The 14,968-nt window shown below is 69.7% G+C and carries 11 protein-coding genes; 7 read left to right on the top strand and 4 right to left on the bottom strand.

Translation table 11 applies throughout. The features are described 5' to 3' along the window. The first annotated feature begins 31 nt into the window (after positions 1-31). The 7 genes from ABD830_RS43250 to ABD830_RS43220 all read left to right on the top strand — a co-directional run bounded on the left by ABD830_RS43250 (position 32) and on the right by ABD830_RS43220 (position 9,975). Positions 32-3,082, top strand: coding sequence for a lantibiotic dehydratase (locus ABD830_RS43250; protein ID WP_345000442.1), 3,051 nt, complete (start codon positions 32-34; stop codon positions 3,080-3,082). Next, on the top strand, positions 3,079-4,218 hold the full coding sequence (locus ABD830_RS43245) for a lanthionine synthetase C family protein (RefSeq protein WP_345000440.1): 1,140 nt from the start codon (positions 3,079-3,081) through the stop codon (positions 4,216-4,218). The genes ABD830_RS43250 and ABD830_RS43245 overlap by 4 nt, the downstream gene beginning before the upstream one ends. Beyond that, entirely contained in the window at positions 4,200-5,165 is a 966-nt protein-coding gene (locus ABD830_RS43240; RefSeq protein WP_345000438.1) for a thiopeptide-type bacteriocin biosynthesis protein, read from the top strand. The genes ABD830_RS43245 and ABD830_RS43240 overlap by 19 nt, the downstream gene beginning before the upstream one ends. Beyond that, positions 5,162-6,304: a hypothetical protein gene (locus tag ABD830_RS43235; protein WP_345000435.1), complete on the top strand. Its 1,143-nt coding sequence runs from the start codon at positions 5,162-5,164 to the stop codon at positions 6,302-6,304. The genes ABD830_RS43240 and ABD830_RS43235 overlap by 4 nt, the downstream gene beginning before the upstream one ends. Before the next feature lie 153 nt (positions 6,305-6,457). Then, positions 6,458-7,858, top strand: coding sequence for a methyltransferase, FxLD system (fxlM, locus tag ABD830_RS43230; RefSeq protein ID WP_345000433.1), 1,401 nt, complete (start codon positions 6,458-6,460; stop codon positions 7,856-7,858). A 167-nt stretch (positions 7,859-8,025) separates the two neighbouring features. Next, positions 8,026-8,529: a P-loop NTPase family protein gene (locus tag ABD830_RS43225; protein WP_345000431.1), complete on the top strand. Its 504-nt coding sequence runs from the start codon at positions 8,026-8,028 to the stop codon at positions 8,527-8,529. A gap of 204 nt (positions 8,530-8,733) precedes the next feature. Continuing rightward, positions 8,734-9,975, top strand: a complete 1,242-nt coding sequence (locus tag ABD830_RS43220; protein WP_345000429.1) for an MFS transporter — start codon at positions 8,734-8,736, stop codon at positions 9,973-9,975. 1,059 nt (positions 9,976-11,034) lie between these two features. Here ABD830_RS43220 and ABD830_RS43215 read toward each other — a convergent pair. The 4 genes from ABD830_RS43215 to ABD830_RS43200 form a co-directional block, all read right to left on the bottom strand. Further along, positions 11,035-11,292, bottom strand: a complete 258-nt coding sequence (locus ABD830_RS43215) for a hypothetical protein (protein ID WP_345000427.1) — start codon at positions 11,290-11,292, stop codon at positions 11,035-11,037. Between the two features lie 147 nt (positions 11,293-11,439). After that, complete coding sequence (locus ABD830_RS43210) at positions 11,440-13,608, bottom strand: FtsK/SpoIIIE domain-containing protein (protein ID WP_345000425.1); 2,169 nt, start codon at positions 13,606-13,608, stop codon at positions 11,440-11,442. Beyond that, positions 13,605-13,904, bottom strand: a complete 300-nt coding sequence (locus ABD830_RS43205; protein ID WP_345000423.1) for a hypothetical protein — start codon at positions 13,902-13,904, stop codon at positions 13,605-13,607. The genes ABD830_RS43210 and ABD830_RS43205 overlap by 4 nt, the downstream gene beginning before the upstream one ends. Continuing rightward, positions 13,904-14,791 (bottom strand): DUF2637 domain-containing protein, encoded by an 888-nt coding sequence (locus ABD830_RS43200; RefSeq protein ID WP_345000421.1) that lies wholly within the window; start codon positions 14,789-14,791, stop codon positions 13,904-13,906. The genes ABD830_RS43205 and ABD830_RS43200 overlap by 1 nt, the downstream gene beginning before the upstream one ends. Between the last annotated feature and the right edge of the window lie 177 nt (positions 14,792-14,968).

Raw genomic sequence — 14,968 nt, 5'->3', positions numbered from 1 at the left:
CCGACAGCCCCACCCCCTGAGGCGGAGGATCATGAGATCAGCACCGTTCTTCCGGCCCTCCGGCCCAGTACTGGCCCGGGTGAGCACCTACCCGGACGGGTTGGAAGCGCCCGACCACCTCAACCATGCGGACGTCCAGGCGGAAGCCGATCGGCGGTGGCTGACCCAGATCTGGGCGCGTCCCGACGTCCGGGCAGCCGTGCGCCTGGCCAGCCCGTCCCTCGCCGGCCAGCTCGACATCGTCACCTCTGAGGAGGCGAGTGCCGATCGGCTACGGCGGCTCACGCTGACGGTGGCGTCCTATCTGCTGCGTTGGCAGCGCCGGCCGGTCCCGTTCGGGTTGTTCGCCGGGATCGCACCGGTACGCGTCGGAGACGCTGCGAAGCCCTGCTTCGGCTCGGACCATCGGGTGGTGGTGCGCGCTGACGGTCAGTGGCTCGCCACGCTCGTTGACCGGCTGGAGAGGCATCCCGAGCTCTTGGCCCGTCTGCCGGTGATGGTCAACAACACATGCTTCGTGCGTGGCGACCGGGTCATCCTCCCCGACCGTCCCAGCGTCGGGCAGCCAGGCCCGCTGACCGAAATCTCGATCCGCCACACCCGGCCCGTACGGCTCGCGCTGAAGACGGCAAGCGCGCCGGTCCCGTTCGGACACCTCGCCGAGCAGCTTCACGCGGCGTCCCCCATCACCACGCTCAGCACGATCGCCACCATGCTGGCCAACCTCGTCACGCAAGGATTTCTGCTAACCGCCTTACGCCCGCCCTCGACCGTCGTCGATGGCCTGCCGCATGTGATCGCCCAACTGCACGCCGTCGGCGACGGCCTTGCCGATATCGCGGACTTGCTGAGGGATCTCGAAGGCATTCAGAACGAGCTCACCCGCCCTCCAGAGGGGGATCCGCTGGCGCACGCCGACATGGCCGCCGTCGCGGAACGGATGCTCTCCGTCTGCGGCGGCACCGATACCGTACTGGCCGCCGACACCGCGGTGGACGGGCGGATCAGCCTGCCGCGCACGGTGCTGGACGAGGCAGCCGCAGCCGCGTCGATGCTGCTGCGCCTGACCACGCGCCCGTTCGGGCCAGAGGTCTGGCGGGACTTCCACCTCGCGTTCCGCACCCGATACGGACCCGGCGCTCTCGTGCCGGTACGAGGACTGATCGCAGACTCAGGGCTCGGGCTTCCCGCCGGATTCCTCGGCGCGGCGCGGGAGCGGCCTCTCCGGCATCTGAGCGAGCGCGACAGCACGCTGCTGGCGCTCGTCCAGCAGGCCGCAGTGGACGGCCGCCCAGAGATCACGCTGACCGAGCCGCTGATCAGGCAGTTGACGGTCGGCGACCCCGCCGAGATGGTCGTCCCGCAGCGCGCTGAGTTGCCCTTCCAGGTGGACGCGGAATCGGCGGACGCGCTCGCACGGGGCGCATTCACCTTGTGGGTCACCGGCGCACCGAGGACCAGCAGCAGCATGGCCGGCCGATTCGCCCACCTGCTACCGCAGGAGGAGCGCGACCTACTGGCGGCCTCCTTCGCGCCTGATGATGACGCGGTCGCGGCGCAGCTGTCCTTCCCGCCCCGCCGCAGGCACAACGAAAACGTCGTCCGCGTCCCGCAACTCCTGCCCGAGATGATCTGTCTGGCCGAGCATCCCGCCACCGGCACCGTCCCGATCAGCGTGGACGACCTCGCGGCGACCGCCGACGCGACCCAGATGTACCTGATCCAGCTTTCGACCGGCCGCCGCGTCGTGCCCTGGGCATTACACGCGCTGGAGGCGTCGCTACACACCCCGCCGCTGGCGCGGTTCCTCGCCGGAGTCCCGCGCGCCCGCCACGCCGTCTACGGGCTGTTCGACTGGGGCGCGGCCCGCAGGCTGCCGCACCTGCCGCGCCTGCGCTATGGCCGTACAGTGCTGGCCCCGGCCCGCTGGGTCCTCAACGCTTCCGACCTGGGCACGCCGCGCGACCCCGCAACGGTGTGGGAGAAGCACCTCGAAGCGTGGCGTGACCGATGGTGCGTCCCCTCCTGCGTCGTGCTGTACCAGGAAGAAGCCCGGCTCCCGCTCGACCTCGACACTCGTCTGGACCAGATCCTGCTGCGCAACCGCCTCGGCCGCGCGGGGCAGATCGAACTCCGCGAACACCCCACCGGGGACTGGACCGGCCGGGCGTGTGAGTTCCTCGCCACGCTGACCGCCGCACCATCTACCCGCCGCCCTGCCCCGCCCGCAGTCCTGGAGCGGCCCACCGCGATGCTGATGCCCGGCGCCGGCAGCATGATCCACGCGCAGCTGCACGGCCACCCCGCCCGCTACGACGAGATCCTGACCGGCCACCTGCCCCGCCTCCTGGAGGCCCTCGACCTCGATGGCTGGTGGTTCCGCCGCCACCGCGACACCCTCCGACCCGACAGCACCCAAGAGCTGTGGCTCTACCTCCAGCTCGCCCACCCCGACCAGTACGGCGCAGCCGCCGCCCACCTGGCCGATTTCGCGGCCAACCTGCAAGCGCGCGGACTGATCGCCCACCTGTCGCTCGCCGCCTACCAGCCGCAGACCGGCCGATACGGACCCGGGACGGCCATAGCGGCCGCGCACCGGGTGGCCGCCACCGACTCCGCTGCAGCGCTGACCCAAATCACGATGACCACGCTCGCCGGGCTTCCCGGCCAGGCGATCGCCGCGGCGTCGATGGCCGATCTCGCCGCCGGCCTCGCCGCGTCCGAAGAGGGGTACGGGTGGCTGGTCAACCAGCTCGACCGCACGTTCGGGGAGCTCGACCGTACGCTGCGGGACACGACGCTGCGCCTGGCCGACCCCGCCGACCGGTATCAGGTCCTGCGCGGCCACCCAGGCGGCGCGGCGATGGCCGACGCATGGGCGGCGCGGCGGGCCGCGCTGAACGCCTACCGCGCCCAGCTCGGCCGCCACCACCGCCTGCCCATCACCGTGCTGCGGTCCCTGCTGCACGACCATCACGTGCGCGCCCTCGGCGTCGACCCCGACGTCGAGGCCGTCACCAACCGTCTGGCCCGCGCCGCCGCAATGCGCCGCCTGGCCCTCATCGAACGGATTGCGCCATGAGCACGCCACCCAATGCACCGGCGCAGTCGCTGGCCAGGGGTGTTGCCGGAGCGGCGCTGCTGCACATCGAACGCGCCCACACGGGAGCGCAGTCATGGCGCGGTGTGCACACCTGGATTCAGGCTGCCACCCGCGACGACATCAGCGCGGGCGACGACGCCGGACTCTACTTCGGCGCCCCGGCCATCAGCTTCATCCTGCACGCGGCCCAGGTCGGCCATGCCCACCGCTATGACACCGCCGCTATCGACGGCTCTGTCATCCGGCTCGCTGAACGGAGGCTGACGCACGCGACCGCCCGCATCGATCGGGGCGAGGCGGCGACGTTCGCGGAATACGACGTGTTCTATGGCCTGACCGGGATCGCCGCGCTGCTCCTCCGCTACATTCCGGACGCCGACGTCCTGCCCTCGATCCTGTCCCACCTGGTACGGCTGACCCAGACTGCCGACGACGGGCTGCCCGGTTGGTGGGTCTGCCACGGCCCCGCTCCAGCCTCACCCACCCCGGGCGGGCACGCCAACTTCGGCATGGCCCACGGCATCACGGGCGTGCTCGCCCTGCTCTCCATGGCGTCGCGCGACGGCATCGCCGTGGACGGGCAGGCCGACGCCATCCAGCGCGTCTGTGACTGGCTGGACCAGTGGCGCCAGGACGGCGAGACCGGACCGTGGTGGCCGCAGTGGATCACCCGCTCGGAGCTGGAGACCGGCCGCGTCCTGCAGAAGGAACCGCTGCGCCCCTCATGGTGCTACAGCACTCCAGGAATCGCCCGAGCTCTCCAGTTGGCCGGCATCGCCCTCCACGACACAGCCCGCCAGCACATGGCCGAGCACGCCATGGCCGCCTGCCTCGCCGATCCCACCCAACTCGGGCACCTCACCGAACCGGGGCTCTGCCACGGCGTCGCCGGCGTCTACCAGACCGCCTGGCGCGCTTCCCGCGACGCCCTCGGCCCCGGGATCACCGCCCGCCTTCCCACGCTGGCCATCCTGCTCAACAAGCACGACGTAGCAGAGCGGTACTACGACGGCAGCCTGCTCGACGGATCCGCGGGCCTCGCTCTGGCCGTGCACACCTCCGCGTACGACACACCCCCGCACTCGGGATGGGACACATGCCTACTGATCACCTGACCGCTGACCCGCCAAACCGGCTAACCGATGCCGTGCTGGCGGTTCTGTCCGGCACCCCCGTAGCCGTGGCCTCGGCAGCGATCGACGCACAGCCCGGCGACCTCACCGACGCGATCGAGGTCTACCAGACGGCTGGACGCGAGGCGCTGGAGGCCCGCGGCGCCGGCCATGCTTGGTACCAGGTCAACGCGGATTTCCCCGACACAGCCGATGCCGCAGCCGCTGCCATCGGCCGGCAACTGGACCGTCTTCACGCACTGGTCGGCGCCTGGTGGTTCATCCGCAAGCAGCCCGGCCTGCGGCTACGGCTACGCCCACGCTCCGACACCACCGCCATGAGAGCGGCAGTCAACGCCGCACTGAACGACCTCGCCACCTCTGGGGTGATCACATGCTGGCGGTCGGCCATCTACGAGCCGGAAACCGCCGCGTTCGGTGGCCCCACCGGCATGGACATCGCCCATGACCTGTTCTGTGCCGACAGCCGCCACATCGTCACCTACCTGCGGCAATCGGCGCCGGACGCGGGGCGCAAGGAGGTGTCGATGCTGCTCCTCGGCACCATGCTGAGCACCTGCCTGGACCGTTTCGAACGCGGCGACGTCTGGCACCGCGTCGCCGAACTACGGCCTCTGCCCACTCCCCCGTCTCCCGGCCAGTTGGAGGCGCTGGCTGACAAGATCCGCCCTCTGGTCGCCTCTCCTCTCAGCCCCATCGCCCCTGCCGGGCCGCTCGCCTTCGCCGCACCCTGGGCGGACGACTTCCGCCAGGCTGGGCAATCCCTGTACGGAGCCGCCACCGCAGGACACCTCACCCGGGGCATCCGCCACATCTTCGTCCACCACGTGATCTTCCACTGGAACCGACTCGGCCTGCCCCCAACCACACAGGGCGTACTCAGCCGCGCAGCCTGCGAAGCGCTCCTCCCCGCCGGAAGCCGGCCATGACGGCAGCCGACATGGCCCAGCTCACCCGCTGGTTCCCGCTGGTCGACCGGCCGCGGCCCACGTACCCGCCCCTCACCGAGCGGGTGGCCGAGGTCCGTACCCTCGCCCGCGACGTCGAGGACGCCGCCGACCCGCTTCTCGGCGCGGCCCGAGCGCTCAATCGGGCCGCTCTGATCGCCAGCGACTGCGGCCTGCCCGAACTGGCGCGGGAACTGTGCTGGCGGCAGATCGCCCCGTATCGCAACGCTGGCCACCTCACCGTCCGACAAGCCATGCACATGCTCGAACCCGTGGTGAACCTGGCACGGCTGCGCATCCGGGCAGGCGACGCCGAGACGGCTTGGGCCTCACTCAGCACCCTCTACCACGCCCTGAAGACCAACACTCATGCCGTCATCGAGGGCCGGTCACTGCCGACCCAGGACCTGACCGGCAGCCCAGAGGAGCATCAGGAGCTGCGCATCTGGGCGTATCGCGTCTACCTGTCCGAAGGCACCCGCGCCCTCGTACGCCTCGACCGATGGCAGGAAGCGCTCGCCCACGTCGAACAGAACAAGGGGATCGGCCTGCACCTGCTGGACGGCCGCCAGGTCAAGATCGTGAACTCCTGCCTCGACGGGAATGCGGACGCCGCCCTGGCCGTGCTGGACGGCAGCACGATCACGCAACCGTGGGAAACCCAGGTTTCCGCGTGCCTGGAGGTGCTGTGCCGCCTCGTGGACAACCCGCACGCCGACCGGGAGGCCGCCCTGATGATCGAACGGTACCTCGCCGGTAGTCCCGAGCCTGGACACGCCGTCTTCCGCGCCCGCCTGGGCCTGGCCGTCGTCGACCTCACCACCTGCGCCGCTCCCGCCAGGGTCCATCCGGCGTACACCCGCCTCGTGGAAGACGCCCTCGACTCAGCGGACGGCTACGTGGCGCGAGAAGTACTCGCCCACGACGGGTGTCGATCGTTCCTCGACCACGTCGACGAGAAAGCGCTCACCTCCGCAGCAGAGTCCGCCGGGCTCGGGATCGGCTCCATCCCGGACCAGCTCATGGCCGATCTCCTCGCGGCCGTGGAGAGAAGCGAGACGGCGATAGAGCGCGTCCTGGACACGCCCACCAGGGTCGCCAGCGAGCACGCCCCGACGTAGGAGCCAACTTCCCCGGCCGTGTTTGCGAACTCCGCGCCAACCACGGCAGCCGCCCCGGTTTCGGCCCCGGTGCTGGCGGCGCGGCTGTGGGACGGCGACGCTGATCGTCGTCCCACGGCCGCTTTCCTCTCGGCCGACGCTGAAGGGCACGCCATGGACCTCCCCCTCACTCCTGACGGCGGCTTCTACGGCTGGGTACCGACCGAAGGTTCACCGCGCTGGCGTTGGGTGGCCTGGCTGGGCTGCCGCGTCGCCTTCGGAGACGACGAGCTGGCCGCCGTGTCTACCAGCCAGTCCGCACCAGCAACCCCTACCTTCAAGCAGATGGAGACGACCATCACTACGACCACCGACCCCGCCGAGCTGCGCAACGCCATGGTGGACAAGTTCACCGACTCCGGCCACCTGCGCACCCCCGCGATCATCGACGCTTTCCGGGAGATCGAGCGCCACCGGTTCATCCCGGACGCCGAGGTCGAGGCCGCTTACGTCGATGACGCCGTGTCGATCAAGCGCGACCAGGACGGAGAGATGATCTCCTGTATCTCTGCGCCGTCCATCGTCGCCATCCAACTGGAGCAATTGGGCGCACAGGCCGGCCACAAGATCCTGGAGGCCGGGGCAGCCACCGGCTACAACGCCGCCCTCCTCGCGCGGCTCGTGACCCCCGGCGGCCACGTATGGACCGTGGACGTGGACACCGACCTCGTCAACACCGCCAGCACGCATCTGGAGGACGCCGGCGCGTCGAACGTGACCGTGCTCCTAGCCGATGGCGCGGCCGGGCTCCCCGAGTATGCCCCGTTCGACCGGATCCAGTTCACCGTGGGCGCCGGCGACATCCCCCTCCCCGTGCTGGAGCAGCTCGCCCCGGGCGGCCGCCTGGTCATCCCGATGCGGATCCGCGGCAGCATCTCCCGCTCCTTCGCGTGGGAGCGCGACGGCGAGACTTGGAAGACCGTCTCCTGCGAGATGGCCACGTTCGTCCCGCTGCGCAAAGGCATCTGCGACGACGTCCGCACCCTGGTCCCCATGGCCGGGGAGGGCAACGTCCGGCTGGAGACCTACAGCGAGCAGTTCGTGGACCGGGAGGCGATGCGGACCGTCCTGGACGAGCCCTCCCATAAGCTCTACACCGGTGTGAAGTTCCGGCAGGGGTCGCCCTTCGAGTGGGTCTACCTGTGGCTGGCGTGCGTCCTGCCCAACGGCCTGTCCCGCATGCCCGGCCAGCGACCCGGGTTCACCCCGCACTTCGGATGGGGTTCCATGGCCGCGCTCGACGGCGACAGCCTGGCCTACCTGACCGTCCGCGAGGGCGACGACGCGGACGGCCGATTCTGGGAGATCGGCGTCATCGGCCACGGCCCGCGCGCCGCCTCCCACGCCGAGCAGGTCGTCGCCGCGATCCAGGAGTGGGACCGCAACCACGGCAACGACGCCCCCGCCCCCGGCTTCCGGATGGCCACAGCCACCCACCGCGATCTGCTGAAGGCCGCCGACCCTCGCTTCGTCATCGACAAGCCCAACAGCCGACTCGTCATCGACTGGCCGTAGAACGGGAGCAGCGTGATGAACCCTGCGATCGCCCGCCATATCCCCCTGGTCTGCCAGTCCGGCCGCGAAGGCCGATTCGACTTCGACGCCGCCGCCCTGGTCGCCTCGTGAACGACACGATGCAACCCCGCCTCGACGCCTCCCCCAGCTCGGTAACCTCGTACGACATGCACAGGATCGCCATCATCGGCTGTGGCGGCAGCGGCAAGACCACTGTGGGACGTCGGATCGCCGCTCTCGTCGACGCCCCCCTGACGCACCTCGACGCCGTCTACTACGACGCCGACTGGAATCCGCTGCCGCCGGAGGAGTTCGCCGCCATCCAGGAGAAGCTCGTCGCCGAGCCCCAATGGGTGATCGATGGCAACTTCGCCTCGACCCTGCACATCCGGCTGGCGAACGCCGACACTGTGATCTTCCTCGATATCTCCCCGCTCGTGTGCCTGTGGGGCATTCTCCAGCGCCGCCTGCGCTACCGCGGCGGTCAGCACGCCGAACAGGGCGTGTACGACCGCATCCACTGGGGCTTCATCCGCTACATCCTCGGCTACCGACGCCAGATGCGGCCCAAAGTCCGCGCCCTCATCGCCGAGCACGCTACCCATGCCCGCGTCATCACCTTGACCAGTCGCCGAGCCGCTCGCCGCTTCCTGGCTCCCAACGCCCCCTGACTGCGGCTTTTACGACTGGGTGCCGCAGCCCGGTGGCTCGCCACGCTGGCCGTGGGTGGCGTTGACGCTCCAGCGTCCGGTCCTTCAGAGGTACGGCCGAGTTGGCCCCCACCGGCAGTTCGACCTCGACGGAGTAGGAGAGGTCAAGCAGCGCCCGAGTGCCCGATGGCCGAACAGCGACGAAGTCGAGGGAGTGGCGTACTCATGATGCATGAACGGCTGAGAGCTCCTGTCGAGCTCCTACGAACCAATCCTGGCTATCGCCGCTATGCCCTAGCGAGGATCTCCTCGACGATCGGCACCACCGTCGCGCCGCTGGGCCTGGCGTTCGCCATCATCGAGTCCGGGGGCGGTGCTGCTGCCCTCGGGTTGGTACTAATGGGTGGCCTGTTCGTGTTCATCGCGGTCACCCCGGCCGCTGGGGTTCTGGCCGATAGGCTGCCGCGCCTGTCCATCATTGTGACCTGCCAGATCGTCTGCGGAGTATGCCAGCTCATCGCCGGTTTCCTGGTGCTGGGCGGTGCGGCGTCGGTCTGGTCGCTTGCCGGGCTGGAGATGCTCGTCGGCGCCGCCGGAGCCTTCTTCCAGCCAGCAGCCAAGGGTCTGGTCCCGCAGCTCGTCCCGCCAGGGCCGATGCTGGTCCAGGCCAACGCCCTGCTCCAGATCGCCAACAACGCCGTGGCCATCATCGGGCCAGGGCTGGCGGGCCTGGTGATCGCGCTCAGCAGTCCCGGCATCATCATCGCCTGGGACGGCATCACCTTCCTTGCCTCCGCCGCAGTGTTTCTCACCCTGCGCCTGCCGCCTTCCCCGCAACGGGAACGGCGGCGATTCCTGGCCGATCTGGTCGAGGGCTGGACCGCGTTCCAGAGCCGCCGCTGGCTATGGGCTCTGACCATGTTGAGCTCGTTGACGTCGGCGTGCTGGGCGGCCGGTGTGAGCGTGCTCGGCCCCATCTACGCCACCCGCTACCTCGACGGAGCCGTGAGCTGGGGCCTGGTCACCTCGGCGATCGGGATCGGACTGGCATGCGGATCGATCACCTCGATCCTCTTCCCCCCGGCCCGCATCGGCCTGCTGATGTGCGCTACCCCGATACCCGAAGCGCTGCTCATGGTCGGCATGGCCACCAACGCTCCGCTGTTGGTACTCGCTGGCGCAGGCGCCTTGACCGGCGCGGCCGGAACACTCCAGTTGATCGCCTGGACCTCCTACCTACAGGAGGCCATCCCCACCGAGCAACTCAGCCGCATCGTGGCCACGAACGCCCTGATCGCCACCCTGCTGGTGCCCGTCGCGTACGCGGTGGCCGGCCCTGCCGCCGAGCTGATCGGCGTGCGGGGGGTCCTCGGGGGATGCGCCGTGATCGTGCTCGGCGGTGCCGCGCTCGCCGCCTGCTCACGCGACGTCCGGCAACTGATCACGGGCCGCATGAACCGTGCCTAGCTCTGCCACCACCCTGGAGCTACCTCGGCCGTGGTCGCGAGCCGCCAGGCATGTAGGCCGCAACGGTGCCGGCCAACGCCCAGCCCGGTAGCACCGAGGGGGAACGGCCGGCGCCGTCATCCGTCACATCCATACCGGAGGTACAGCCGCAGCGCGACGACCACCTCCTAGTCGTCACAAGCGGTCAGCAGGATGACTCGGGTGCAGAGCGGGCACGTCGTCGCCCGTTGGAACATCGCCGCAGTTCTCCACGATGGCACCGTGCCCGAGCAGCGTGGCGGGCGTCTTGGCCCGAGCAACGCGTGCGAGCGCTACCGACCCATCAGCTGTGTCGCAAATCACATTAGTCGAAGTGGTCTGCGGATAACCCCTGATCCGACCGCGAGGTCCCGCGCCCGTCCGCGCCCGTCCGCGCCCAGCCAACACAGCCAACACAGCCAACGCCGAGGGCGATCTCTATAAATCGCCAATGTCTCCCCGCCGCAGGACCGCACGTCTAAGCTCTTGCCTGTCCGCTTCGCACGCGGTCCCAGCAGCAGTCCATCGGGGGGTCGGCTGCTCGATGGCGCCGACCCTGGCACACCATCAACCAGAAAGAAAGGGACAGCGTGCGCAAACGGAAGCAAAAAACCGACCAGTCCAGGTGGATGGAGTGGGCGCAGCTCGCGGTGCGGGCCCTGCTCATCCTCGTAGACCTGGTGGTCAACAGGATCAGGTAACCGCGTCGGTTACCTGATCCCGCAGATGGGTGACCCCCGTCAACGGCCGGTAACCTACGGCGGGGGCGCCTACTTGACAGTGAGGAACGGACCTCCCCATGCTCTCTGCATCGTAGCCGCGGCTGCTGCCAGTCAGGGCTCAGTTTTGGCCAAGTTTCAATACTCGCCCCGATACTGAGAGCGAAAGTCCCCCAGCGCTCTTGCCGCCCCCCGAATCACATGCCTGCACGTCAAGGGCCTGGTCGCGAGCCCTGAAGACTCCACTTCCGCTATCTCCATGGGGCTGCATGGTGTGTGCCGCGACTCGTCGCGAGCCCGAGTTTTGGCCGAGTTTCGATATTCAGCCGAAACTAGTCTCACGTTCGCGTTCGGCCGCCTGCTCGGCACGTTTGAGCGTCCCGGCGGCGTCGGTCTCGCTCTGCTCGGCGCTCGCGCGTGCTGGGCGGCCCGGGACGTCGCAGGCCGCCTTCCCCCGGGTGGTGCGCACCCTATCGGCGTCCGCCGTCTTGGCCTGCTCGGCTTCGCCGCAGGTGGCTTCGACGTCGGCCTCTTCCCGCTCGGCGACGACGGCATCCCGCCGCTTGCCGACGTTTCTCATCGCGCAGTCCTAGCGGATGCAGCCGCGAAGTCTAGCGGCTCAGCTAGCGGAGAAACCCAGTCATGACCTGCGGCCTAGCGTTCTAGCGGCCCCACGCGAACGCCCCTGGAACGGGGTCCAGGGGCGTTCAGTGAGGTGATCGGGATGCTAGGGCTGGGCCTTCCGCTTGCCGTACGCCTCGGCGATGTCGGACCGGTTGAAGCCCTTGCGGTTGCGGCCCTTACCGGCGGCGTCTCGGCCCCATGTGTCCTCCGTGCGGACGTCGTACTCCTTCAAGCGGGCGGTCAATGTGGCGGTCTTGGCGTCGTCTTCCAGGTCCACCCACTGGCCGTAGGCGTCCGGCCGGAACTCGGCCAGTCGGTCCACGACCGTACTGTTCCAGACCTTGTCCTCCTTGGCCGTGGTCACGGTCAGGATGTCGGCCAGCAGGTCGTAGGAGACTCGCTGGGGCCCTTGCTGGCCGATCGCCTGCCCAGACAGCGTCCCGGCCGCCTGGCGGAGCTGGTGGGCGCGCTCGGCGATCAGCTCGGAGGTCGGTCCGTCCAGGTAGGCCGAGCGGACGATGGTCGGGTCCTCGGCGATGCCGACAGCCCAGGAGATGCCTTTGTCGTTGAGGGTGAACATGGTGGCCTTGACCCCGGCCTGGTGCATTCCGGTGCCGAGGATCATGTCGTTCTCCTGCCAGCCCATCACCCGCAGGCAGATGCGGATGCCGGCGTTCGCGCTGATGGCCTTGGGCAGGCTGTCCTTGTCCGGGCGCTGGGTGGCCAGGATGAGGATGATGCCGAGGGCGGGGCCGCGCTTGATGATCGCGGTGGCGTATTTGGCTGCCTCCTCTCCGTACTCATCGTCGGCGAACAGCTCTTGGCACTCGTCGATCGCGACCACCATCGGGTGCAGGCCGAGGTCACGCCGCGCGGCCAGCTCCGGGGTGACCTTGAACTCGGGCGCCTGATAACGCGGAAGGCCGTCGATGACCTCCGCGCGCCGGTCCAGCTCTGCATACACCTCGGCCAGCGAGGCGACGCACGCCGCCTTGGCCGCGTCGGTGGCGCCCTTGGCGTAGTGATGGGCCACCTTCTCCAGTGCCGACAGGTCACCCGTGCCCTTCAGCTCGAACAGCCGCAGCTCGGCCAGCGGGTCGAGCGCGCAGGCCAGCAGTAGCACCCGCAGCGCGAACGTCTTGCCGTAGCGCGGCATGGAGCCGATGAGCACGTTGGCGAACATGAGCAGGATCGAGATCGGCCGGCCGCGCTGGTCGTTGCCGTACGGGACGGGCTCGAACAGGCTGACCTGCCCGGACTTGGCCAGCGGCCAGGCGGGCTGGGTGGCTTTGCGCATCTCCTGATCGCCGACCCACAGCACCAGGCGGCCGGGGTGTTCCTCCGACACCGGCTCGGGCCACACACACCCGAGGGCGCGGCGCAGGCCGGAGGCGAGCTTGTCGCGCTTCTCCAGTACCTCCGCCACGGTCACGCCGAGCGGGAGATCGACCTCGGCCCGCCAGCCGGGACCGTCGCGCATGATCGGGGCGGGGAAGGTGATGCCGCGCCCGTTCTTGCCGAGTGCCTGGTTGATGGCCGAGATGCCGAGTGAGCCGAGCGCGTCCAGCACTTGGTCACTGGTCAGCTTGCGCACGCGGGTAGGGACGACCGCCCGGTCCAGCAGCGGCTGATCGGCAGGCGTTCCGAGTACGCCCGCGCCAGCGATGAGCACGCCGAGGATCGCCCAGTGAACCCAGGTGGGCGCGACCACGGCGACGAAGATGCCGACCAAGACCGCCGTCATCGCGCCGACGAGGAGCGTCCACAGGCGTGCCTTGACCCGGTCGTCACGCTGCCTCGACAGGGCCAGGTACTCCGCGGCCTCCTTCGTGGCCGCCGCCCGCCGCACCGGACGGCCTTCCAGGTCGAACAGCCAACTCGCCAGCGCCACCAGCAGTCGCCAGGCGCCGGCCGGGGAACGCCCCGCGAGCTTGGTGGCGTACTTCGGGGCACGCAGCGCGTGGTAGGCGAGCACGTAGCCAGCGTGCTCGGCCTGCCACTTCAACACTTGCACGGCGTCGGCCCGCGACCGCAGCCACAGCGGGACCAGCGGCTGCCGCTCCTGGCGGCGCGCGGCCAGCTCGGCGAGCAAGTCTGTCGGTTCGGGCCGGTGCGCCTGATCGACGAGAACCACGGTGCCCTCAAGGACGCCGTCGCCCTCCTCCTGGGCCTCCGGGGCGACCTTCTCAGGCGTGGACTCGGCGGCGACGCGCACGTCCTCGTCCTGGAAAGCGATCACCATGCCGTCGTGCAGCTCTTCCGTGGCAGTCATGCCCGCACCTCCGTCCGCGTGACCAGCGAGCCGAGGATCTCGGCGTGCACAGCGAGCGCCTCGACGACGACTCGCGTCCCAGCCACCGCGTGCCCGACAAGGCGGCACAGATCGGCCAGGATGAGCAGCACGACCACCACGGCGACACGCACCGCCGTGAAAGCCGTGCGCCCCCATCCGGCGCGCCGCATGGCCGCCCACATCTGCCCGGCACTCCGGGCGTCCGCGTCCGCCTCTCGCGTGACGCACAGCAGGAACACGAACACGCCCATGGCGGGAATCAGGAAGCTTGTCATCACGCCGCCTCCGCCTGGCTCGTGCCGGTCGGCTGCACGCCGCTCAGCGATGGCGGAGCTACCTCGGAGCCCGGCGCCTCGACCTCCTTGGCTTCGGGCGCCTGCGCACGCTCCTTGTCCACCTCGGCGATGATGTCCTCGGCCTCGCGCTGTTCCAGCCCCCACCGGTTCATCAGAGGGCGGCGGCCGATGCGCTGCTTGCCCTCGCTGAGGCTGTCAAGGTAGGACAGCCGCGCCGCCTCGTACCGGTCGGTGGGCAGCACCAGCACCTCGCGCTCCACCTCGACAACGGTCTCGACGGGCTGGCACACGTGCTCCTCGACCGGAGTCTCGACCGACGGCCGGCGGGTGTTGCGGACGATCCACATCAGCAGCTCGTACGCGCCTGCGAACGCCAGCGGCGCCAGGGCGCTGACCAGGCGCGATCCGAGCCCGCCGGACCAGCCGTGCGCCACGTTCGCCGCCAGCGTCACCGCCCCTCCCAGGGCCAGCGCGACCCACGCCAGGACCGGCACACCGATCCGGCGGCGCGAGCAGTAGACCATCACCAGCGACGCCATGACGATCACGCCATCGGACATCGCCGGGTAGAGGATGGCCATGTCGTGCCGCTCGCCAAGGGCGATGGCCAGACCGTAGAAGTGGTGGTACGAGACGTACGCCGCAGCTGCGGCGACGGCCAGCAGGACAGCCACCGCGAAGCCGAGAATGACCCGGTCTCCGAGTCGGCCCGCACCAGCGTCCACGCGCCACTCGGCGACCGGCACGGCCTCCCTGCGGCGGTGGCGGAAAGGGTTGGGGAAGAAGCGCCCGGTGCGCTTCGGCTGGACCTCGTCGGCAGGATTCGCTTCCCCGACGATCACGGGTGTGGAAGGGTGGTGGCTCATGGCCTGGCTCCTGGTTTGGTCAGGTGGCTGGGTCTAGGCCGGGGCCCGGTGTTTGAGTCACCGGCCCCCGGCCGCCTTACTGCCGCTGGGTTGGCGGGCCAGCGGGGTCGTCTCGTGAGACTGGGCGGGTTCCGGACTTCACGGACACGTCTGCCGCGCGGGCGCGTGACCGAGACC

This window comes from Nonomuraea helvata (assembly GCF_039535785.1).
GTDB lineage: Bacteria > Actinomycetota > Actinomycetes > Streptosporangiales > Streptosporangiaceae > Nonomuraea > Nonomuraea helvata.
Note: the sequence above shows the minus strand (reverse complement) of the source record. Positions and strands in the feature narration are given on the sequence as shown.